Origin of the sequence: Streptomyces sp. 2P-4, from assembly GCF_030167965.1 — a bacterium.
In the GTDB taxonomy this organism is placed as follows: domain Bacteria; phylum Actinomycetota; class Actinomycetes; order Streptomycetales; family Streptomycetaceae; genus Streptomyces; species Streptomyces globosus_A.
Genome location: NZ_CP095011.1, coordinates 462080 through 482315 on the forward strand (window position 1 = coordinate 462080; position 20236 = coordinate 482315).

The 20236-nt window shown below is 75.6% G+C and carries 20 protein-coding genes; 6 read left to right on the forward strand and 14 right to left on the reverse strand.

Annotation, left to right across the window (positions count from 1 at the left end):
* Positions 1-71: 71 nt before the first annotated feature.
* Positions 72-755: a (2Fe-2S)-binding protein gene (locus MUK52_RS02115; RefSeq protein ID WP_114058652.1), complete on the reverse strand. Its 684-nt coding sequence runs from the start codon at positions 753-755 to the stop codon at positions 72-74.
* A 13-nt stretch (positions 756-768) separates the two neighbouring features.
* On the reverse strand, positions 769-2049 hold the full coding sequence (locus MUK52_RS02120; RefSeq protein ID WP_284574339.1) for an MFS transporter: 1281 nt from the start codon (positions 2047-2049) through the stop codon (positions 769-771).
* A gap of 462 nt (positions 2050-2511) precedes the next feature.
* Between MUK52_RS02120 and MUK52_RS02125 the strand changes: the two genes are divergently transcribed.
* Both MUK52_RS02125 and MUK52_RS02130 read left to right on the forward strand, forming a co-directional pair.
* Positions 2512-3198 (forward strand): GNAT family N-acetyltransferase, encoded by a 687-nt coding sequence (locus MUK52_RS02125; protein WP_114055523.1) that lies wholly within the window; start codon positions 2512-2514, stop codon positions 3196-3198.
* 189 nt (positions 3199-3387) lie between these two features.
* The gene (locus tag MUK52_RS02130) at positions 3388-4509 is read left to right on the forward strand and encodes an alpha/beta hydrolase (protein WP_114055522.1); all 1122 of its coding nucleotides are present in this window, start codon (positions 3388-3390) and stop codon (positions 4507-4509) included.
* Here the strand turns inward: MUK52_RS02130 and MUK52_RS02135 are convergent.
* Positions 4487-5941 (reverse strand): carboxylesterase/lipase family protein, encoded by a 1455-nt coding sequence (locus tag MUK52_RS02135; RefSeq protein ID WP_114055521.1) that lies wholly within the window; start codon positions 5939-5941, stop codon positions 4487-4489. The two genes, MUK52_RS02130 and MUK52_RS02135, sit on opposite strands and share 23 nt — an antisense overlap.
* Before the next feature lie 161 nt (positions 5942-6102).
* Here MUK52_RS02135 and MUK52_RS02140 point away from each other — a divergent pair, with 161 nt between their 5' ends.
* Positions 6103-6471, forward strand: coding sequence for a hypothetical protein (locus MUK52_RS02140; protein ID WP_114055520.1), 369 nt, complete (start codon positions 6103-6105; stop codon positions 6469-6471).
* An 80-nt stretch (positions 6472-6551) separates the two neighbouring features.
* Positions 6552-6827: a chaplin gene (locus tag MUK52_RS02145; RefSeq protein WP_114055519.1), complete on the forward strand. Its 276-nt coding sequence runs from the start codon at positions 6552-6554 to the stop codon at positions 6825-6827.
* A gap of 75 nt (positions 6828-6902) precedes the next feature.
* On the opposite strand, the gene MUK52_RS02150 is transcribed toward MUK52_RS02145, so the two are convergent.
* The 9 genes from MUK52_RS02150 to MUK52_RS02190 form a co-directional block, all read right to left on the reverse strand.
* Entirely contained in the window at positions 6903-7766 is an 864-nt protein-coding gene (locus MUK52_RS02150) for a tyrosinase family protein (RefSeq protein ID WP_284574340.1), read from the reverse strand.
* A gap of 25 nt (positions 7767-7791) precedes the next feature.
* Complete coding sequence (locus MUK52_RS02155; RefSeq protein ID WP_114055517.1) at positions 7792-8157, reverse strand: tyrosinase family oxidase copper chaperone; 366 nt, start codon at positions 8155-8157, stop codon at positions 7792-7794.
* A 60-nt stretch (positions 8158-8217) separates the two neighbouring features.
* Positions 8218-8757 carry a GNAT family N-acetyltransferase gene (locus tag MUK52_RS02160; protein WP_284574341.1) on the reverse strand — a complete coding sequence of 180 codons (540 nt, stop codon included), beginning with the start codon at positions 8755-8757 and terminating at the stop codon, positions 8218-8220.
* A complete protein-coding gene (locus MUK52_RS02165) occupies positions 8754-9914 on the reverse strand; it encodes an acyl-CoA dehydrogenase family protein (protein WP_284574342.1) in 1161 nt (386 codons plus the stop codon). Before MUK52_RS02165 ends, MUK52_RS02160 begins: the two co-directional genes overlap by 4 nt.
* Entirely contained in the window at positions 9911-11098 is a 1188-nt protein-coding gene (locus MUK52_RS02170) for an acyl-CoA dehydrogenase family protein (RefSeq protein ID WP_114055514.1), read from the reverse strand. Before MUK52_RS02170 ends, MUK52_RS02165 begins: the two co-directional genes overlap by 4 nt.
* On the reverse strand, positions 11095-12072 hold the full coding sequence (locus MUK52_RS02175) for an NADPH:quinone oxidoreductase family protein (RefSeq protein WP_114055513.1): 978 nt from the start codon (positions 12070-12072) through the stop codon (positions 11095-11097). The genes MUK52_RS02170 and MUK52_RS02175 overlap by 4 nt, the downstream gene beginning before the upstream one ends.
* 135 nt (positions 12073-12207) lie before the next feature.
* Positions 12208-12969, reverse strand: coding sequence for a PIG-L deacetylase family protein (locus tag MUK52_RS02180; RefSeq protein WP_114055512.1), 762 nt, complete (start codon positions 12967-12969; stop codon positions 12208-12210).
* A gap of 203 nt (positions 12970-13172) precedes the next feature.
* On the reverse strand, positions 13173-14258 hold the full coding sequence (locus MUK52_RS02185) for an S-(hydroxymethyl)mycothiol dehydrogenase (RefSeq protein ID WP_174250391.1): 1086 nt from the start codon (positions 14256-14258) through the stop codon (positions 13173-13175).
* A 73-nt stretch (positions 14259-14331) separates the two neighbouring features.
* On the reverse strand, positions 14332-15312 hold the full coding sequence (locus MUK52_RS02190; protein WP_284574344.1) for a LysR family transcriptional regulator: 981 nt from the start codon (positions 15310-15312) through the stop codon (positions 14332-14334).
* A gap of 101 nt (positions 15313-15413) precedes the next feature.
* Between MUK52_RS02190 and MUK52_RS02195 the strand changes: the two genes are divergently transcribed.
* Together MUK52_RS02195 and MUK52_RS02200 are read left to right on the forward strand one after the other, a co-directional pair.
* Positions 15414-16331, forward strand: a complete 918-nt coding sequence (locus MUK52_RS02195; protein ID WP_284574345.1) for a dihydrodipicolinate synthase family protein — start codon at positions 15414-15416, stop codon at positions 16329-16331.
* Between the two features lie 402 nt (positions 16332-16733).
* Positions 16734-17474, forward strand: a complete 741-nt coding sequence (locus tag MUK52_RS02200) for a LysM peptidoglycan-binding domain-containing protein (RefSeq protein WP_284574346.1) — start codon at positions 16734-16736, stop codon at positions 17472-17474.
* On the opposite strand, the gene MUK52_RS02205 is transcribed toward MUK52_RS02200, so the two are convergent.
* On the reverse strand, positions 17458-18399 hold the full coding sequence (locus tag MUK52_RS02205; protein ID WP_284574348.1) for a squalene/phytoene synthase family protein: 942 nt from the start codon (positions 18397-18399) through the stop codon (positions 17458-17460). The two genes, MUK52_RS02200 and MUK52_RS02205, sit on opposite strands and share 17 nt — an antisense overlap.
* 68 nt (positions 18400-18467) lie before the next feature.
* The gene (locus MUK52_RS02210) at positions 18468-20210 is read right to left on the reverse strand and encodes a serine/threonine-protein kinase (protein ID WP_284574349.1); all 1743 of its coding nucleotides are present in this window, start codon (positions 20208-20210) and stop codon (positions 18468-18470) included.
* Positions 20211-20236: the final 26 nt, after the last annotated feature.

Sequence of the window (20236 nt, forward strand, 5' to 3'; positions counted from 1 at the left end):
CCGCAGCGGGCCACCAGGGTGCGGGCAACCGCCCCCTGGCGGCCCGCACCCGTCTCCGGCGGCCGCCGCCCCTACCGGGTCCGCAGCACGCAGTCCCCGCACAGGCCGCCGCCCTGCGTCCGGTAGTACAGGCAGCAGCTGCGCCGCACGAAGGCCACCCCGAGCCCCTCCTCGTGGACGAAGGCGCCCGTCCCGCCGAGTGCGCCGCCGTCGGCCAGCAGCCCGGCCGCCAGCGCCGTGGCCGGACCGCCGTCCGGCACCCGGCCGAGCAGCACCCGCACCGCCCCGACCAGCCCGGACGCCGTGTTCCCGCGCAGCACCTGCGGCGAGATCCGGTACCGCTCCCGCAGCGCCGCATCCAGGACCTCCAGGTGCGCCAGAACGGCCGGCCCGAGGTCCGCGGCCGGCCGGGCCCCCTCGCCGGGCGCGGGCAGCCACAGCTCCAGCGATCCGCCCTCGGGGACCCGCCACCACAGCCGGTCCGGCCCCAGGTCCGGAACCCGGCCTCCCAGGACGGCGCACCCCAGGCCGAGGGACCACAGCCGCGAGGCGATCCCGAACTGGGCGGTCGACGCGGCCACGCGGCCGGGCCCGCTGCCGATGCGCCGGCCGACCTCGGCCACGTACGGGCCGAGCCGCTCCCCGTAGAGCCCGGCCAGCGGCCGGAACCCCTCCGCGGGCGGCCGCGCCCCGCCGGACACCGTGAAGAACGGCCCCACGGCCGCCAGCCGGCGCAGTACGTCGTCCATCTCCATGCCGCAGATGATCTCAGGGCGCGACCGGCGCACCCGCAGGGCCCGTCCCGCCCGCCGCCGGCGCACCGGTCGCAGGCGCCGCCCGCCCCGCGCCCGGACGGCTGCGCTCCGCCCACCGGACCACCGGGCCCATCGCGTACGAGGCCGCCAGGAGCAGCCCGCCCAGCAGGAACCAGCCGGGGACGCCCCAGAGCAGGACCAGGGAGGTCACGACCACGGGGCCCGCGGACCGGGCGAGGGGCACACCGGTCCCGAAGAACCCCTGGTACCGGCCGATCCGGTCCGCAGGCGCGAGGGAGAAGCCGATCTGCCAGGAGCCGGCGGACTGCCGCATCTCCGCGTCGGCCTGGAGCGCGGCGCCCGCCACGAGCAGCGCCGCGGCCGCCCACGCGGGCCCGGCCGACCCGGACAGGGCGAACACGGCGCAGGATGCGGCCGCGCCCAGGCCGGAGAGCCGCACGGCGCGGGCCGCGGCGGCCAGGTCGGACACCGGTTCGGCCCTGCGCACCTGGAACAGCATGACGGCGCCGGTGTTGAGCACGAACAGCACAGAAACCAGCCAGCCGGGGGCGCTGGTCCGCTCGACGGTCCACAGCGGGACCGCGAGGCTCAGCAGCGGCATCCGCAGGAGCAGGACGGCGTTCAGCAGGGCGGCCACCGCGTACGGCCGGTCCCGCAGCACCGCCGGCCGCGGCTCCCCCGCCCTGCGGCGCGGCGCCGCCGGTGCGGGCAGCCGCAGCAGCACCGCAGCGCACACGAGGAAGCCCAGCGCGTCCAGGGCGAACACCGCCAGGTAGGCCCGCTCCGTGCCGGCGGCGAGGGCGATCCCGCCGAGCGCGGCCCCGACCGCGAGCCCGGCATTGAGGACCGACTGGAGGTGTGCCATCACCCGCGTCCGCTCCCCTGCGGGGACGAGCCCGGCGAGCAGGGCCTGCCGGGCGGCCGCCAGCCCGCACTGCGCGGTGGCGTAGCAGACGGCGGCGACCAGGAAGGCGCCGTACGAGCGGACGAACAGGAAGGAGGCGACGCCCGCGGCGGTGGCCGCGGCCAGCAGCACGGAGGTGCCGCGCGGCCCCCGCCGGTCGGCGAGCGCCCCCAGCGGGACGCCGGCGACCGAGCCGACCGCCCAGGCGAGGGTCAGGCCCAGGCCGATCCGGGCGGGCGGCAGACCGACCACCACGGTGAAGAACAGAGCCGAGCAGACGTAGTAGGCGCCGTCACCGACCGAGTTGGCCAGCTGGGCGGCCGCAAGGCGGCGCGGAATGCCGGGCGGGGGCAGGATGCGTGGTGTCACCACCTCATTGCAGCAGCGGGATGGCCCGCCCGAGGAGGCCAATCGACCATGCTTTCGGCGGGCCAATCGGGGCCCCGGACCGCCGTTCCGCAGGCCGGCGAGGGCTCGTTGCGCGCCGGCTCGCGGGAGCCGGCGGGAGCCCGCGCGGGCGTGCGGCGGGACCGGCCGGGGAGCACGGCCCGGCCGACCGGGCGGGCGGCGCGGCACATCACACCGGACCGCCCTCGATCTTGGTACATCGCCGCAGGTCAGAGCCTTGCGGGCGCGCGGCGCGGACACGCCGGAAAACATGGCCGCGGCGTTGCCATTTTGGGGGTTCATGAGAGCTCTCCGAGGAGCTACATTGAGGCACTCGCGCTTCACCTGACAGCCCGTTGCCTTTCACCCGCGTTTTGCGCGGGGGGTGACTCCAGGCGCGCAGACTGTGCAACCACCCCACCGCCCAGAAGGACCGAAGGCTCCGTGCCCGTACCCGTACTCCTCGCCGGCCGCACCGTGCGGCTCGAGCCCCTCGCCCCGCACCACGCCGAGGCCTTGGCCCTGGCAGGGGCCGAGGATCGTACGACTTACGCCTTCACCCCCGTACCCCACGGTGTGCAGGCGTCCCACGAGTACATCGACCGCGCCCTCGCCGATCAGGCGGCCGGCCGATCGCTCCCGTTCGCGGTGGTCAGAGCCTCGGACGGCCTCGTCGTCGGCTCCACCCGGTTCCTCGACCTGGACTACTGGCAGGGGCCGCTGGTGTGGCCCGCGGTGCCGGGCGTCCCCTTCGGGGATCCGCTGACGGCGATCCCCGACGCCGCGGAGATCGGCAACACCTGGCTGTCCCCCGGCGCCCAGGGCACGGGCATCAACACCGAGGCGAAGCTGCTCATGCTGCGCCACGCCTTCGAGACCTGGGGCGTACGGCGGATCTCGCTGCGCGCGGACGCCCGCAACGTGCGCTCGCGGGCGGCGATGGAACGGCTCGGGTTCACGCCCGAGGGCGTCCGCCGGGCGCATTCGCGCGGCCTCGACGGGGCGGTGCGCAGCACCGCGTTCTACTCGGTCCTCGACGAGGAGTGGCCGGCCGTGCGGGCGGTCATCGAGCTGCGGCTCTCGGCGCGGGCCCCGCGGCGGCGCAGGCGCAGGGCGCTCGTTCCGGCGTAACGCTCCTGCAGGACGGCTCCCGCCCCCGGCCGCCCGTGCGGCCGGGGGCGGCTCGTTCGGCAAGGCTCAGCCCCAGGCCGGCCCAAGAACTGGAAAAAACCGGAACTGGCCGAGCCATACGATCATCCTTCGGTCAGAACGCGATGACCGACCCCCGACGGGGCAGCACAAGCCGGAGAGCCACCGCACATGTCGTACTCACCCGACGGCCAGTACCCGCGATACGCGGACCCCGAACCGGAACCGGAACCCGGCCGCCGGCCGCGCCGCGGCCGGCGGTGGCTCGCCGTCGGTGCCGCCGTCCTGGCCCTCGCCGGCATCGCCTCCGGCGCCATGTACCACTTCGAGATACCCCCCTTCACCGACAAGGGGAAGAGCGTCTCCTTCGGCGCCCCCGCCCGCGGCGGCGCAGGGCAGGCGGGCGGCGCGCAGAACGCCGGCTCGAAGGCCCTGATGCCGACCGGCCCGGCGGCCGATTTCAAGAATGCGATGACGCTGCCCGACGGCACGCACGTTGCCGTGACCACCCTGGACGGCAAGAAGTCGGGCTTCAAGGGCAAGGTCTGGGTGTGGGCGCCCAAGGAGTACGACGACCCCAAGTACGCCAGGAGCGGCTTCCCCGTGCTGATCGCCCTCCCGGGCGGCGCCGGCTACCCGAACAACTACTGGATGGGCACCGACCTGGGCCTCCAGACGAGCATCGCGAAGTGGTCCGCCGAGGGCAGGAGCAAGCCGTTCCTGCTGGCCATGCCGGTGCTCAACCCCTCCGGGGACGAGAAGGGCATCTACTGGGACGGCTCCGACATACCCGGCCAGCCCAGGATGGGGACATGGCTCACCGAGGACGTCCCGGACCTGATGAAGGCGAATTTCCGCACGGTCCGATCCCGTGACGGCTGGGCGTTCATGGGCTCCTCCACCGGCGGCTTCGCGAGCCTGAAGGCGGTCCTGAAGCACCCGGACAGGTTCAAGGCCGCGATCTGCTCCGGCCCGGACGTGGTGCCCGACTCCCCGCTGTGGAAGGGGCACGACCAGGAGAAGGCCGCGAACGACCCGGGCGTGCTGGCCAGGGGCCTGATCGACAGGAAGGGCCCGGACGTCTACCTGGCGTTCCAGGTGGGCGACAGCGAGAACAACAAGAAGACGCTGCCGGATGTGGAGAAGTGGATCGCGACCTACGGCAAGGGCCCCGTCCACACCAGCATGCGGGTGATCCCGAACGGGAAGCACAACGCGAAGACCTACGTCCCGAGCATGGGCGAAGGTCCGATCCAGTTCATCAGCAAGGTCATGGAAGGACCGGTGGAGTAGGCGCCGGGTCCCCCTCCCGCTCCCGCCCCGGCCCGCCGAACACCGTCGGCGGGCCGCCGCCGTCCCAGGCGGGCCAGCCGGGGTCGCCGGTGCGGGCGAAGCGGACCCAGGCGGCGTGCATCCGGTCGGCGAGCTCCTGGGGGGCGTCCGGCCCGGCCAGCCAGGACGCCTCCGGCACCGCGAGGGTGTCGAAGACGAAGCCCAGTTCGAGGGCGTGGCAGGCGCCGAGGCCGGGGATGCCGGACTGCCAGGCGAACTCGTACACGAAGGACGGCGCCGGGCGGGGCGCCCCGGCGAGCCGGCGCAGCGGGTCGCGCAGCCGGTGGTCGGTCAGCAGCTGGCCGGCGTACGCGGCGGGGCTCGCCCCGGGCAGGGCGGTGCGCAGCGTCCGCAGGGCGGCGCGGTCCTTGCCGCTGCGGGCCCGGGCCAGCGCGACGGCGAGCGGCCCCAGGCGGTCCAGCAGCCGCATGGCGCCGGTGGGCGCCAGCCACAGCCGGTACTCGTCGCTGGTCCAGCCGAGCAGGAGGGGGACGCCGGAGCGGGCCGCGGCCGGCAGGGGGTCCTCGGGCAGGGTGGCCGGGTCGGCGACGAGGCCGAGGGCGGGGCCGCCGGCGAGCGGGCCGGAGCGGCGGGAGGCGGCCTCCTGCGCGGCGAGCAGCCCGGGCAGGGGCACGGCAGCGAAGGCGGCGGCCGTCGCGGGCACCCTGAGCAGGGCGGCCATGCGCCGGACGAGGGCCCGTACCCGCTCGCGTGGGAGGACCTCGGGGGCGCCGCTCTGCAGGGCGGCCTGCGCGAACAGTCCGGCGGCCGGGGGCGCGGCGAGCAGGGCGCCGGTGCTGATGGCGCCGGCGGACTGGCCGAAGACGGTGACGCGGGCCGGGTCGCCGCCGAAGGCCTCGATGTTCTCCGCGACCCAGGCGAGGGCGGCGATCTGGTCGAGGAGGCCGCGGTTGGCCGGGGCGTCGGGGAACAGCCCGTAGCCGAGGACGCCCAGCCGGTAGTTCGCGGAGACGAGGACGACGCCGTCGCGGGCGAAGGCGGTGCCGTCGTAGACGGGGACGGCGGAGGAGCCGCGGGTCAGGGCCCCGCCGTGCAGCCACACCATGACGGGCAGCTTCGCCCCGGGGTCAGGGGAGGGCGTCCAGACGTTGAGGTTGAGGCAGTCGTCGCCGGGGACGACCGGGTCGGCGAGGAGCGCGGCGAAGGTCGGCGAGTAGGGGGCCTTCGGGGCGGTCGGGCCGTATGCGCCGGCGTCGCGGACGCCCCTCCAGGGCCGCGGCGGCCGGGGCGCGGCGAACCGCAGGATCCCGACGGGCGGCGCGGCATAGGGGATGCCGAGGAAGGCGGCGGTGCCGCCGGGCCCGTGGCGGCCTTCGACGGCGCCGCAGGCGGTGGCGGCCCGGGGGCGGGTGGTGGCGCCCGCAGTGCTCATGGCGTCCCTCTCGTCGAACCGGCGCGGGCGCCGTCCCGGGTCGGCCGGTCCGCGTCCGGGCGTCGGCCGTGCGCCCTCCGGGGCACGGTCGCACACCCGTACAGGGGGTGACAAGGCGTGACCCGGCCGGGGCCGGACCGGGTTGGACCGGCATGCCATCCATGCCCTTCCCGCGCGGGCCGATCACCGCCCGCCCCGCCCGCTCCCTCGTCCGGGCCTGCGCCCCGGCCCCCCTGCTGCTGCTCGCCGCCGGGGCTCCGGCGCTGGCCGCCGCCGGACAGCCGGACTTCCAGTACGTCGGCCGGGACGACCGGGTCCACGGCCTGACGGCTCCCGAGGGCTGTGTGGAGGCCCGGGGCGGCGGGGCCCGCGGCGTCACCAACAACACCTCGGGGACCGCGTACCTCTACCCCCGGCCGGGCTGCGCGGGCACGCCGGTCGAGGTCCTGCGGCCCGGTGCCGGCGGCCAGATCACGCCGTACTTCGACTCCGTCCGCTTCGATGTCACCGCGACGGCCCAGCGGCCGTGACCACGGGGCCCCGGCCGCGTTGTACGCCATGTCGAATGCCGCAGTCCCCTGCGGCGCCCACACCTCACGAGGAGATCTTGATGTCGCGTATCGCGAAGGCAGTCGCCGTCACCGCTGCCGCCGGTAGCGCCCTGGCCGCCGGTGCCGGGCTGGCCGTCGCCGATGCCGGAGCGCACGGTGCGGCGGTCGGCTCCCCCGGTGTCCTGTCCGGCAACCTCATCCAGGTTCCGGTTCACGTCCCGGTCAACGTGTGCGGGAACACGGTGAACGTCATCGCCCTGCTGAACCCGGCGTTCGGCAACACCTGCATCAACCAGTCCGGTGGCGAGCAGCACACCGAGGGCTACGGCCACTGACCGGCCGTCCGGCCGGTTGATCCGGCCGCTGGAGGCCCCCGCCGTTTCGGCGGGGGCCTCCTCGCGTCGGTGCGGTCATTCGTAGCGGTAGAGCTTCCGGTGGTCCAGCATCTCGCGCGGTGTCACGTTCCACGGGGGCATGGGCTCGTCCAGGGAGATCACGCGCCCCCGCTGGAGGTCGCCCGGCTGCAGCGGCGCGGCCGGCAGGTAGCCGGACCGCGGGTGCTGCCGCTGCCAGCGGTCCCAGAGCAGGTCGACGAAGGCGTGGTGCAGCCAGAACGCGGGGTCGTTGGGCGCGGTGCCGCCCGTCATGTGCCCGCCGATCCACTGGTGCACCTTGTTGTGGTTGCGCCAGCGCTCGGACCTGGGGGCGGCCCAGCCCTCCAGCTTGTTGCGGAACCCGCCCTCGCGGGCCGTGGAGTTCCAGGGCGCGGTGTCGTACACCGGGTCGTCCAGGGCCCACTGGAGTTCCGCCCGGGTGGGCAGGGTGATCGGGTTCTGCGGCCGGCCCAGGTTGCGGGTGAGGAAGCGGGCCTCGGTGAAGCCGACCTTGATCTCCCAGTTGCCCGACCGGTGGGCGTACGGGCCGGTCGTGACCTGGCGGTCGCCCTCGCGGCCGGTGCCGCCGAGGAAGTCCTCCGCCCACAGGGAGGAGGCGGGGCTGTTGTCCGTGGTCCAGTCCCAGTACGGGATGCTCACGCCCGGGTCGACGCCCCGCAGGAGCCGCTCGAACTCCAGCAGGTAGCGCCGGTGCCAGGGGAAGAAGGACGGGGACATGTGGCCGACGCGGAGCTTGCTGCCGCGGTCGGGCACGAAGTACCTGTCGTGCATGCGCACCAGCTCGTCGTACGCGCCGGTCCGCTTGAGCTCCAGCACGGCGGCGGTGAACCGCCGCTTCTGGCTGCTGGTCAGGTTCCGCTGGTTCTGCCGGGTGTACAACGCAGGGCTCCTCGCCTTCCGTGCGTCAGCCGTGGTGCGGGGCGGCGAGGGCAAGCTGCGTCGTGCCGAGCTCGTCGACGGCGGCGCGGGCGAGCTCCAGCGGGGTCCCGTACGACTGGAAGTGGTTGATCCCGCTCAGGTAGCTGCCGTCGGCGCGGCGCATCACGTGCAGGGGCCGGCCGTCGATGCGGACCCCGGCCGCGGTGACCTGGATGTGCCGGCCGCGGTAGGTCTCCTCCGCGAGCGGCGCGGGGCTGACGGTCTGCCGGGGGCGGCGGGCGCGCAGGACGGGCGCCAGGGCCGCGGCGGTCCCGGCGAGGACCGCCGCGGTGAAGGCCGCGCGCAGGACCGCGCGACGGGTCGGTGGTGCGCCGGCGGATGCGGCGTGCATGCGTTCTCTCCCTCGCTCGGTGGTGGGGCTACGGGGTCTAACGCCGCACGGCGGGGGAGGTCACCTGGGCCGGGGGGACGGGTGCTTGTAGTAGAGGGTGGTGGGGTGCAGGCGGCCGTCGGGGTCGGCGGCGTAGTCGGGGATGGTCCCGGCCTCGGTCCAGCCGGCGGCCCGGTAGAGGTGCTCGGCGCCGCTGCCGGCCTCGGTGTCGAGGAAGAGCAGCCTGACGCCGGCCCGGGCGGCGGCGTCCTCGGCTTCGGCGAGCAGGGCCCGGGCGGTGCCGCGGCCGCGGGCGGCGGGGTGGACCATCAGCTTGCGCAGTTCGGCGCGGTGGCGGCCGTTGGGTTTGGTCTCGCGGGCCCAGGCGACGGTGCCGTCGACCGGCGCCCCTTCCGCGGGGCGGGACACCCACAGGGCCAGGGTGCCGTCGCGGAGGGAGGGCAGCAGGGTCTCCCACCAGGCGGCTGCGGCGGCGTGGTCGAGGCCGGCGAGGAAGCCGAGGGAGGAGCCTTCGCGGACCACCGCGACGAGCAGGTCGGCCAGTTCGTCGCGGTGGGCCGCCAACTCGGCGGCGGTGACGGGTGAGACGAGTGAGGTCATGGCCCGAGGATAGGAACCGGGCCTCGCGGGGCCGGGGCCGGGCCGGGGGCGGGCAGGTCGGCCAGGTCGGCGACGGCGGTGTGGTGGTGGCCCGCTGTGCCGAGGGCCAGTGAGTCTGCCTTGGCGCGTTTGAGGTAGAGGTGCGCCGGGTGCTCCCACGTCATGCCGATGCCGCCGTGCAGTTGTACGCACTCCTCGGCGGCCCGCACCGCGACGCCGGAGCAGTACGCCTGCGCCACGGCGACGGTGAGCGGTGCGTCGGGGGCGTCCGCCGCCAGCGCGTCGGCCGCGGCCCGGGCGGCGGCGCGGGCCGCCGCGGTGTCGAGCCACAGCCGGGCCAGCCGGTGTTTGACTGCCTGGAAGGAGCCGACGGGCCGGTTGAACTGGTGCCGGGTCCGCAGGTACGCCACCGTCCGGTCGAGGCACCATTCGGCGATCCCGACCTGCTCGGAGGCGAGCAGGCCCGCCCCGCACAGCAGGGCCCTCTGCACGGCGGCGCGGCCGGTCTCGGGGCCGGCGAGCCGTGTGGCGGCGGCCTGCCGGAGGTCGGCGTCGGCGAGGGGGCGGGTCAGATCGAGCGGGGTGCGGGCGGTGAGCCGCACCCCGGAGGCCTCGACGGCGTACAGGCCGGTGTCCGCGAGGACCAGCAGCACGTCGGCGGCGACGGCGTCCGCAATCGAGGTGGCGCGCCCGGTGAGGGTCCCGCTCCCGGTGTCGCGGACCGGCGGCGGAAGCGGGGCCCCGGGCGCCTGCGTCAGCGGCAGGGCGGGGACGTACACGCGCCGGCCCGCGGCCAGTTCCGCCAGGTGCGGGGCCGCCGCGGCCGGGTCGCAGTGGAGGAGGACCACGGCGGAGAGCACGGCGTGCGCCAGGTAGGGGGCGGGGGCGGCGGCCCGTCCGAGTTCCTCCAGGACGACGGCGGCCTCGCGGGGGCCGGCGCCCTGGCCGCCGAGCTCCTCCGGGACGAGCAGGCCGGCCGTGCCGATGCCGGCGGCCAGGGTCTGCCACAGGGCGGGGTCGTGGGGGCGGCCCCCCTCGGCGCGGGCGAGGACGGAGGCGGGGGTGCAGCGGGCGGCGAGGAGCGCGCGCACGGCGGAGCGCAGCTCCTCCTCGGTGTCGGAGTACCGCAGGTCGGGGGCGGCGCCGGGAGCGGTCATCGGGCCAGGTCCTTCCAGGGGACGTCCTTGTCGTCGCGCGGTTCGGCGGGCAGGCCGAGGACGCGTTCGGCGACGATGTTCAGCAGGATCTCGCTGGTGCCGCCTTCGATGCTGTTGCCCTTGGCGCGCAGGTAGCGGTAGCCGGCGTCGCGGCCGGTGAAGTCGACGGTGTCGGGGCGGGTCATCTCCCAGTCGCCGTAGGAGAGGCCGTCCTCGCCGAGGAACTCCACCTCCAGGCCGCTGATCTCCTGGTTGAGGCGGGCGAAGGTCAGCTTCATCCCGGAGCCCTCCGGTCCGGGCTGTCCGGCGGCGAGCTGCTGCCGCAGCCGCTCGGCGGCCAGCCGGGCGACCTCCGCCTCCACCCACAGGCCGAGGAGGCGCTGGTGGTGGGCGTGGGTGCGCCGGTCGGGCCGCTCGCGCCAGGCCTCGGCGAGGCGGCCGATCATGCCGCCTTCGCGGGGGATGCGCATGCCGCCGATGGAGACGCGCTCGTTCATCAGCGTGGTCCGGGCGACCTCCCAGCCCTGCCCCGCGTCGCCGATCCGGTGGGCGTCGGGGATGCGGACGCCGGTGAGGAACACCTCGTTGAACTCGGCCTCGCCGGTGATCTGGCGCAGCGGCCGGACCTCGACGCCGGGGGCGTGCATGTCGCACACGAAGAAGCTGATGCCCCGGTGCTTGGGCAGTCCGGGGTCGGTGCGGGCGAGGAGGATGCCCCAGCGGGCGGTGTGGGCGCTGGACGTCCACACCTTCTGCCCGTCGACGATCCACTCGCCGGCGGCCTCGTCGAGGACGGCGCGGGTGCCGAGGGCAGCGAGGTCGGAGCCGGCGCCCGGTTCGCTGAACAGCTGGCACCAGACCTCCTCGCCGGTCCACAGGGGGCGCAGGAAGCGCTGTTTCTGCTCCGCGGTGCCGTGCGCGAGGATCGTCGGCGCGGCCATCCCGAGGCCGATGCCGATGCGGCGCGGGTCGTTGTCCGGGGCCCCGGCGGCGGCGAGTTCGGCGTCGACGGCGGCCTGGAGGGAACGGGGCGCGCCCAGCCCGCCGAGGCCTTCGGGGTAGTGGACCCAGGCGAGTCCGGCGTCGAAGCGTGCCTGCAGGAAGGCGGTGCGGCCGGTGGTGGCGGGCGGGTGTGCGGCAAGCAGGTCGCGGACCCGGGTGCGGAGGGCGTCGGCGGTGGTCACGGCCGGGTGCCCCCGTCCCGGGCGGGGAGGACGACGAGCCGGCCGGTGGTCGTGCCGTCGGCGACGCGCTGGACCGCGTCGGCGGCGGCCGCGAGCGGGAGGCGTTCGCTGACCAGCGGTCTGACGGCTCCGGTGGCGGCGAGGCGGGTGAGTTCGGCGTGGCAGGCGCGGACGGCCGCCGGGTCCCGGAGGGCGTAGAGGCCCCAGTGCAGGCCCAGGACGGAGTAGTTCTTGACGAGGACGTGGCCCAGGGCGGGGGCGGGGACGGTCCCCCCGGCGAAGCCGACGACGACGATCCGGCCCTCGAAGGCGATGCACTTCGTGGAGGCGGTGTAGGCGTCCCCGCCGACCGGGTCGTAGACGACGTCGGCGCCGCGGCCTGCGGTGAACTCCTTGACGCGGGCCGCGATGTCCTCGGCGGTGCGGTCGACCACCAGGTCGCAGCCGAGCTCCTCGGCGGTGCGCGCCTTGGCCTTGCCTCCGACGACGCCGATGACGGTGGCGCCGGCGGCCTTGCCTAGTTGGACGGCGGCGCTGCCGACGCCTCCGGCGGCGGCGTGGACGAGCAGCGTCTCGCCCGCCTGGAGGCGGGCCCGGCGGTGGAGGCCGAACCAGCCGGTCTGGTAGCCGATGTGGAGGGCGGCGGCCTCGGCGTCGTCGAGGCCGTCCGGGGCGGGCAGCAGGGCTGCGGCGGGGGCGGTGGCGTACTCGGCGAGGCCGCCGTGCGGGAGGGCGGGGTTGGCGATGACGCGCCGGCCGTCCTCCGTTTCCGCGCAGACCTCGACGCCGGGGGTGAAGGGCAGCGGGGGGCGGATCTGGTACTGGCCCCGTACGAGCAGGGCGTCGGGGAAGTTGACGGCGGCCGCGAGGACGCGCAGCCTCACCTCGCCCTCGCCGGGCGCCGGTTCGGGGACCTCTTCGAGGCGCATGGCCACGCGGGGTTCGCCGGTGGTGTGGACTCGCCATGCCTGCATCCGGGGCCTCCAGCCGCCGTCGGGGGAACCGCATCCCGCGGCATACTAAGCGGTTGCTTGGCCATCTGGGAACCGCGCGTCCCGTCGGGGCGCCGCCCCCGGACCGGCGGGGCGGCGCCTCGGGCGGGGGACGGGTCAGCGGGAGAAGAGCTCGAAGGCGACGGCCGGGCGGCCTCCGAAGCGGGCCGCGGCCTGCTCGGCGAAGCCGGTGAGGAACCCGCGGCAGTACTCCTCCGGGTCCTGGTCGGTCAGGGCCTCGATGTACGCCTTGTGCTCCATCAGCGAGGCGATGGACCGCTCCATGCCTGCCGTGGCGTCGGCGGCGTGGGTCGCCTGCGGGGATCCGGCGACGGCGATCCAGCGCACGCCGTCCCAGGGCTCCAGGCCCTGCTCGGTGAGCTCGGGGAAGATCCACCGGTTGCCGGCGTCGGCGGCGGCGTCCAGGGTCGCCCGGCCGACCGCCTTGTGGTCGGGGGTGTTCCAGAAGCCCCCGCCGTCCCTGCCGCCCCAGGTGTCGCGGTGGTTGAGCGTGATCAGCAGTTCGGGTCGGTGCCGGCGGATGGCCGCGGCGATGTCCCGGCGCAGGTCCAGGCCGTACTCGATGACGCCGTCGCGGTAGTCGAGGAACTCGACGGTGGAGACGCCGACCACGGCCGCGCTCGCCCGCTGCTCCGCCTCCCGCAGCGGGGCGCACTCGTCGGGCGCGAGGGTGCTGATGCCCGCCTCGCCTCGCGAGGCCAGCAGGTAGGCGACCTCGCGGCCGCCGTCCGTCCAGTCGGCGATGGCCGCGGCGCCGCCGTACTCCAGGTCGTCCGGGTGGGCGACGACCGCGAGGGCGCGCGTCCAGTCGGTGGGCATGGGCTCCAGGGGTGCGGGCTGTCCGGTCTGCGTGTTCATGCTGCGCACCCTATGCGAACGCACCGGCAGGAAAGGGGAGTCGAAGCTGGCTGCCGTCAGGTGCGCCGCCGGGCGTCCGCGCCCTTCCAGCGCAGGACACCTCCACCACGCGGGGTCCGCCTGGCCGGCGGGGTCGGGGAGGGCGGGGGCCGCGGACCGTTGCCGGTCCTCGGCCCCCGCCCCGGCCGGCCGGCCGACCGGCGTCAGAACTCGACGACCGAGCGCAGGACTTCGCCGCGCTCCATGCGGGCGAAGGCGTCCTCGACCCCGTCGAGGGAGATGGTCTCCGAGACGAACGCGTCCAGGTCGAGCCGGCCCTGCAGGTACAGGTCGATCAGGACGGGGAAGTCCCGTTCGGGGAGGCAGTCCCCGTACCACGAGGACTTGAGGGCGCCGCCGCGGCCGAAGACGTCCAGCAGGGGCAGTTCCAGCGTCATCTCGGGGGTGGGGACGCCGACGAGGACCACGGTGCCGGCGAGGTCGCGGGCGTAGAAGGCCTGCCGATAGGTCTCGGGGCGGCCGACCGCGTCGATGACGACGTCCGCGCCGTGGCCGCCGGTGAGTTCCTGCACGGCCTTGACCACGTCCTCGGTGCGCCCGTTCACGGTGTGGGTGGCGCCCAGCCCGCGGGCCAGTTCGAGCTTGCGGTCGTCCAGGTCCACGGCGATGATCCGGGCCGCGCCCGCCAGCCGGGCCCCGGCAACGGCCGCGCTGCCCACTCCCCCGCAGCCGATGACGGCCACCGAGTCGCCCCGGCCGACGCCGCCGGTGTTCAGGGCCGCGCCGAGGCCGGCCATCACCCCGCAGCCCAGCAGCCCCGCCGCGGCCGGCGAGGCCGCCGGGTCGACCTTGGTGCACTGGCCCGCGGCGACCAGGGTCTTCTCGGCGAACGCGCCGATGCCGAGCGCCGGAGACAGCGGGGTGCCGTCCTCCAGCGTCATGGGCTGCGCGGCGTTGTGCGTGGCGAAGCAGTACCAGGGGCGGCCGCGCCGACAGGCCCGGCAGGTGCCGCACACGGCACGCCAGTTGAGGACGACGAAGTCCCCGGGGGCGACCGAGGTGACGTCGGGGCCGACCGCCTCGACGGTGCCCGCCGCCTCGTGGCCGAGGAGGAAGGGGAACTCGTCGTTGATGCCGCCCTCGCGGTAGTGCAGGTCGGTGTGGCAGACCCCGCACGCCTGGACCCGGACCAGCGCCTCGCCCGGCCCCGGGTCCGGTACGAGGATCGTCGCCGACTCCACCGGTGCGCCCTTGCTCCGCGCGATGATCCCTCGTACGCGATGCGTCACGTCCTACCCCGCTCTGCTCGGATCCGTCTGGATCACCGAACGTACACGGGGCGGGGCCCGGAGGGGAGTTGCATCACGGGCCGCCGTCCGCCGTGGCCGGTTCCGGCGGCAGCGCGGCGCGAAGCGCCTCCCCGAAGGCGGCCACGGCCGGATGGCCGGCGGACCCGCTGCGGAACGCCAGCTTCGTACGGCGCTCCATGCGCAGCCGGGTGAGGGCGACGGCGGGGTCCGCGTGCCCGTGCAGGCCCAGGCCGGGGACGACGGCGACCCCCTGCCCGGCGGCGACGAGCGCGAGGACGGTGGGGAACTCGTCGACCAGGTGCCGCACGCGCGGGGTGAACCCGGCCGCCTCGCAGGCCCGTACGGCCATGGTGTGGCAGAGAGTGCCGGGGGTGGCGGTGATCCAGGGGGCGTCGGCATGGGCCCGCAGTGCGGCGCTCTGGTCCGCCGGTCCGGGGCCGCCGGCCGGATCGGGCCCCTCGGGGCCGTGCGGCCGCGCGGCCGGGGGCGGCTGCGGGCCGGCGGCGGGCGCGGCCAGGTACATGGCCTCCCGGTAGAGGGGCTCGGTGGAGATCCCCGGCTCCCGGGGCGCGGGGACGAAGTCGTACTCGTGGACGAGGGCGACATCGAGGTCTCCGGCGCGCAGGGCGTGCGCGACTGCCGCCGGGTCCGTCTCGGTCACCATGGGCTCCAGCCGCGGGTGGTGCCGGGCCAGGGCGACGAGGGCGGCGGGGACGATGGCCCTGGTCGCCGTGGGGAAGGCGCCGATGCGCAGGGCTCCCGCAAGGCCGCTGCGCGCCTCCGCCAGGTCGGCGGCCGCCTCCTCCAGCCGTTCGAGGACGGCTTCGGCATGCCGGACGAGGTTCCGGCCGGCCGGGGTGAGGCGGACGGTGCGGCCGGTGCGTTCGAGCAGCGGCAGGCCGGCCTCGCGTTCGAGGACGCCCAGCTGCTGGGAGACCGCCGAAGGGCTGAAGGAGAGGGCCTCGGCGACGGCCGCGATGGTTCCGCGGCGGGCGAGTTCGCGCAGCAGGCGCAGGCGTCGTACGTCGAGCATCGGATCAGCTTACGGTTCCGGTAAGGAATGCGAACTGGATCTGCGGGCCGGTGCGGGCGAAGCTCGCCTGCATGGCACACCACGCACAGAACGCACGGGACTTGTCCGACCCACAGGCCGGCGCGCAGCTCGCGGACCTCTCCCTGGGCGGGATCCACGTCCCGCTCATCACCCCCTTCACGGCCGCCGGCGGCATCGCGGCCGACGCGCTGGAGGCGCTCGCCCACCGGGTCCTCGACGAGGGCGCCGACGGGATCGTCGCCCTGGGCACCACGGCGGAGGCGGCTGCCCTGGACGCGGCGGAGCGCGACCTCGTCGCCGGCGTCTGCGCCCGGGTGTGCCGGGAGCGGGGCGCGGTGCTGACCGTCGGCGCGGGGTCCGGCGGCACGCGCGCCGCGGAGGAGGAGCTGGGCCGGCTCGCGCGGTGGCCGGAGGCACGGGCGGCGCTGGTCGCGGTGCCGCCGTTCGTACGGCCCGGCGCGGCGGGCGTGCTCGCCCACTTCACCCGGCTCGCCGAGGCGAGCCCGGTCCCGCTGGTCGTCTACCACATCCCCTACCGCACCGGGCAGCAGCTGGACGCGGAGGCGCTGCGGGCGCTCGGCGGGCTGCCGGGGGTGGCCGGGGTGAAGTACGCGAACGGCGGGATCGACCAGGAGACGGTGGCACTGATGGCGGACCTGCCGGAGCGTTTCGCGGTGCTCGCCGGCGACGACGTGTTCGCCTCCCCGATGCTCGCGCTCGGCGCGGCCGGCGGGATCCTCGCGTCCGCACACCTGGCGACGGCGCGGTACGCCGAGCTTGCGGCCGCCTGGCGCGAGGGGGACGCGGTACGGGCCAGGGAGCTGGGCCACCGCCTGGCCGCACTGGCCGCGGCGCTCTTCCGGGAGCCGAATCCGGCGGTGGTGAAGGGGGTGCTGCACGCACAGGGCCGGATCCCCACTCCGGACGTGCGCCTTCCGCTGCTGCCGGCGAGCCGGCGGCCGGTCGCGGAGGCACTGGACCGGCTCGCCGCGCTCTGACGTCACGCGCGGGGCGCGGATTCACGGCGGGCGCGCCGGAATGCGCCCACCGTGGGCGGTTGGCAAAGAACGGGCTGGATGCCCTTATCGGGCCATCGAACTAACACTTTGTCCGTTTTGCTCCTACCGCCCTGCAAACCGTGATGTCAGTCACTCCGGACTCTGCAACATCATTTCCCGCGGAGGTGCGATTCCCTTTTCCCCGAAAGGAAATCCGGCATTCCCGGAGATCCCCTCCAAGGTCGTTTACCGCACCCAAAGCGGTCAATGGATCACGTGCGTGATGCGGAGCCTTGTTCCGCCCCGGCGGACTCGCCTACCTTCACGTCGTTCCCGGCGGGCAGCTACCGATTCCGGCATCCGCCAGGGCTCCCCCCGCACCCGCACGTGAGGAATTCCGCCATGCCCGGAACGGGTAAGCACCGCCGCCCGAAGCAGCGCCCCGCCGTCCGCAAGCTGGCCGCCGCCGGCACCGGCGGCGCGGCCCTCGCCCTCCCGCTGATCGGCGCGACCACCGCCGGCGCGGTCGTCGCCCAGCCGGCCGCGGTGCCCGCCGCGACCGCGGCGGCACTGCCCGCCGCCACGCCGGCGGTGGAAAAGGCAGCAGCCCCCGCAACGTATTCCGTGACCGCCGGCGACACCCTTACGAAGATCGCCGCACAGCATTCCGTGTCCGGCGGCTGGAAGGCCCTGTACGAGGCGAACCGGAGCGCCATCGGCAGTAATCCCGAGGTCATCCGACCCGGCCTGAAGCTCTCCCTCGGCACGCCCGCCAAGGCGGCCGCCGCGAAGGCCGCGGCGGCCAAGCCCGCCGCCTCGTACCCGGACAACCTCGACGGCTGGATCCGCGAATCGCTCGCCGTGATGGCCAAGCACGGTATCCCCGGCACCTACCACGGCATCCACCGCAACATCATGCGCGAGTCCTCGGGCAACCCGCGGGCCATCAACAACTGGGACATCAACGCCCGCAACGGCATTCCCTCCAAGGGCCTGCTCCAGGTCATCGACCCGACGTTCCGCGCCTACCACGTGCCCGGCACCTCGACCGACTCCTACGACCCGGTCGCGAACATCACCGCCGCCTGCAACTACGCGGCCGCCCGCTACGGCTCCATCGACAACGTCAACGGGCCGTACTAGCCCCCGATGCGGCCGGGGCCCCGCGGCGGGCCCCGGCCCGGGCCCGCAGCAGCGTCCGTACCGGGGCGGCCACCCCGTAGCCGACGTCGCGCCGCAGCGCCCCCGCCCCGGCCCGCTCCACCGCCGCCAGCTGGTGGCCCATCATCTCCGCCATGGCCGCGACGACCGGCCGCAGGCCCGGCTCCGCCAGGTCGGCGATGCCGTCCGCGGCCTCCAGGGCGGTCCGGGCCCGGCGCGCCTGCGCGGCCAGCAGGGCCCGCACGGCCGGGGTGTCGCGGGCCTGTTCGAGGTCCTCGCGGGTCACGGAGTGCTCGGCGAGAGCGGCCCGCGGCAGACAGAGGCGGCCCTCGGCCAGGTCCCCGGCGAGGTCGGCGAGGAAGTCGACGCGCTGGGCGGCGTCGACGAACCGGCGCCACCCGGCGGCCTGCTCCCCGTCCGGGCCGCCGAGGTACTGGAGCCCGGTGAAGGCCAGCAGCCCCGGCCAGGCGTAGGCGTCGAGGTAGGCCTGGAAGTCCTCCTCGGTGTCGAAGCCGTCGAAGCAGGCCTCGGCGCCGGCGGCGCCCTCCAGGAAGCGGGACAGCCAGCGCTCGGGCAGGCCGCGGACGGCGACGGCGTGCGCGTAGGCCCGCAGCAGCGGGTCCGGGCCGCCGCCGATCCGCAGCGCCTCCCCCACCCGCTCGGCGAGCGCGGCCAGGCCGTCCGCCCGCTGCCGGGGGGTGCCCGTCTCGGCGGTGTCGTCGACGAGGTTCATGAAGCCGACCCCGGCGGTCATCCACGGCACCAGTTCCGGCGCGGCGAGCAGGCGCAGCGTCAGGTAGGGGGCGGGCTCCCGGCGCATGACCCGGCGCGCGGCGTACGTGAAGTCGGCGCGCAGCCGGGGGTCGCGGATGCCGGCCGCCGTCAGGGTGGTGCGCCAGGTGGGCATGGTGGTCGGGTGCTCCTCTGAACCGTGCGTGCCGTACGCGCGTGCGGTGCACGTACGGGTACACGATGTCAGCTCTTGTAGACCTTCTTCACGTTGCCCTGGGTGTCGGCGTGCACGTAGCCGCCCTGCCCGTACTCGTCGCTGAGGTAGGGGCGCATCGAGGGGGTCCCGTCGAAGAGCCAGGGCTCGATGATGACGTAGCGGGAGGTCGGCTTGTCGACTCCCAGCTCCTGCTCGGCCTTGTCCAGCAGGCCGGGCAGGGCGTCCCAGTTGACGCCGGCCATGTCGATGGGCGGCTTGTCGGGCCTCAGGGTGCCGCCGGGTCCGCTCTTGCGGGCCTGGCCGTCGCGGTACTGCCAGCGGTCGTACGTCTTCGCGCCCGGGGCGGTGGGGATGGACGCGAGCACGTACTCCTCGTAGACGGTCATCTCCGCGAAGGTGGCGGTGCCCGTCTGCTGCTTGAACGCCTCGATCGCGGTGCGGACGTTGGCGGGGGTCAGCAGGCTGCCCCGGGGTGCGGCGGCCTCCTTGGCGGGCGCACTCGACCCGGCCGACTGCCTGGGCGCGGCACCGGTGCCGCCGGCCGTGGCGGCGGGGGCGGATGCCCCGCCCTTGCCCGTCTCGCCGCTGCCGGAGTCCGACCCGGACAGCGCGTTGACGAGGGCGGCGGCCCCACCGCCGGCCAGGACCACCGCGAGCAGCCCGCCGAGCAGGGCGGGGCGGCGGCGCGGGGAGCGGCCGCCCGTGGGCACGGCCGCGGTGGCGGCGTACGGAGACCCGCCCGCCGGGGTGAACGGCGGCGGGGCGTACGGGCCGGCGGGCACCCCGGCGGGCTGCTGCGGCAGGCCGGGCGGCGGCGCGGCAGGGTGCGGGGCGGCAGGGTGCGGGGCGGCGAGCTGGGTGCTCGGCGGCCCGTACTGCCCGGGGGTGGCGTGCGGGACGGCGGCCGGTACGGTCCCGCCGAGGGCGGACTGCGCCTCCCGCAGGAGCCGTTCGAGCTCGGCGGCGTCGGGCCGCGCGGCCAGGTCCCGTACGAGCAGCCGCTCCAGTACGGGGCCCAGCGGGCCGGAGCGCACCGGGGCCGGAATGGGGTCCTCCAGCACGGCCACGACGGTGGCGAGGCTGGTGGGGCGGCGCAGCGGGTGCGTGCCCTCCGAGGCCGTGTACAGCAGCATGCCGAGCGACCACAGGTCGGAGGCGGGCAGCCCCTCCTCGCCGCGGGCCCGCTCCGGGGCGATGTACTCGGGGGAGCCGATGAGCACGCCGGTGGAGGTCAGCGCGGTGGAGCCGTGCAGGGCGGCGATGCCGAAGTCGGTGAGCACCGCCGAGCCGTCGGCGCGCAGCAGCACGTTGGCCGGTTTCACGTCCCGGTGGAGGACGCCTTCGGCGTGGGCGGCGCGCAGTGCCGACAGGACGTCGAGGCCGATCCGGACGGCGTCCGCGACGGGCAGGGGACCGGACTCCAGCCGGTCGTGCAGGGAGCCGCCCTTGACCAGCTCCATCACGATCCACGGGTGCCCGTCCTCGCCGCCGGCGGGCTCGACGATGTGGTGGATCGTCACCACGTTGGGGTGCGCGAGGCGGGCCAGGGCCCGGGCCTCGCGCACCGCGCGCTCCCGCAGTTGGACGGTGAGGCCGGGCTGGGCCGCGGCCGTCGCCGGGTCCGGGGGGCGGACCTCCTTGAGGGCGACGTCGCGGTGCAGTGCGATGTCGCGGGCGCGCCACACCGTGCCCATGCCACCGGCGCCCAGCGGCGCCAACAGTTCGAATCGGCCGTCGACCAGCTGTCTGCCGGCCTCACTCATGTCCATGGCGGCTCATCGTAGGGGCAGCCTCC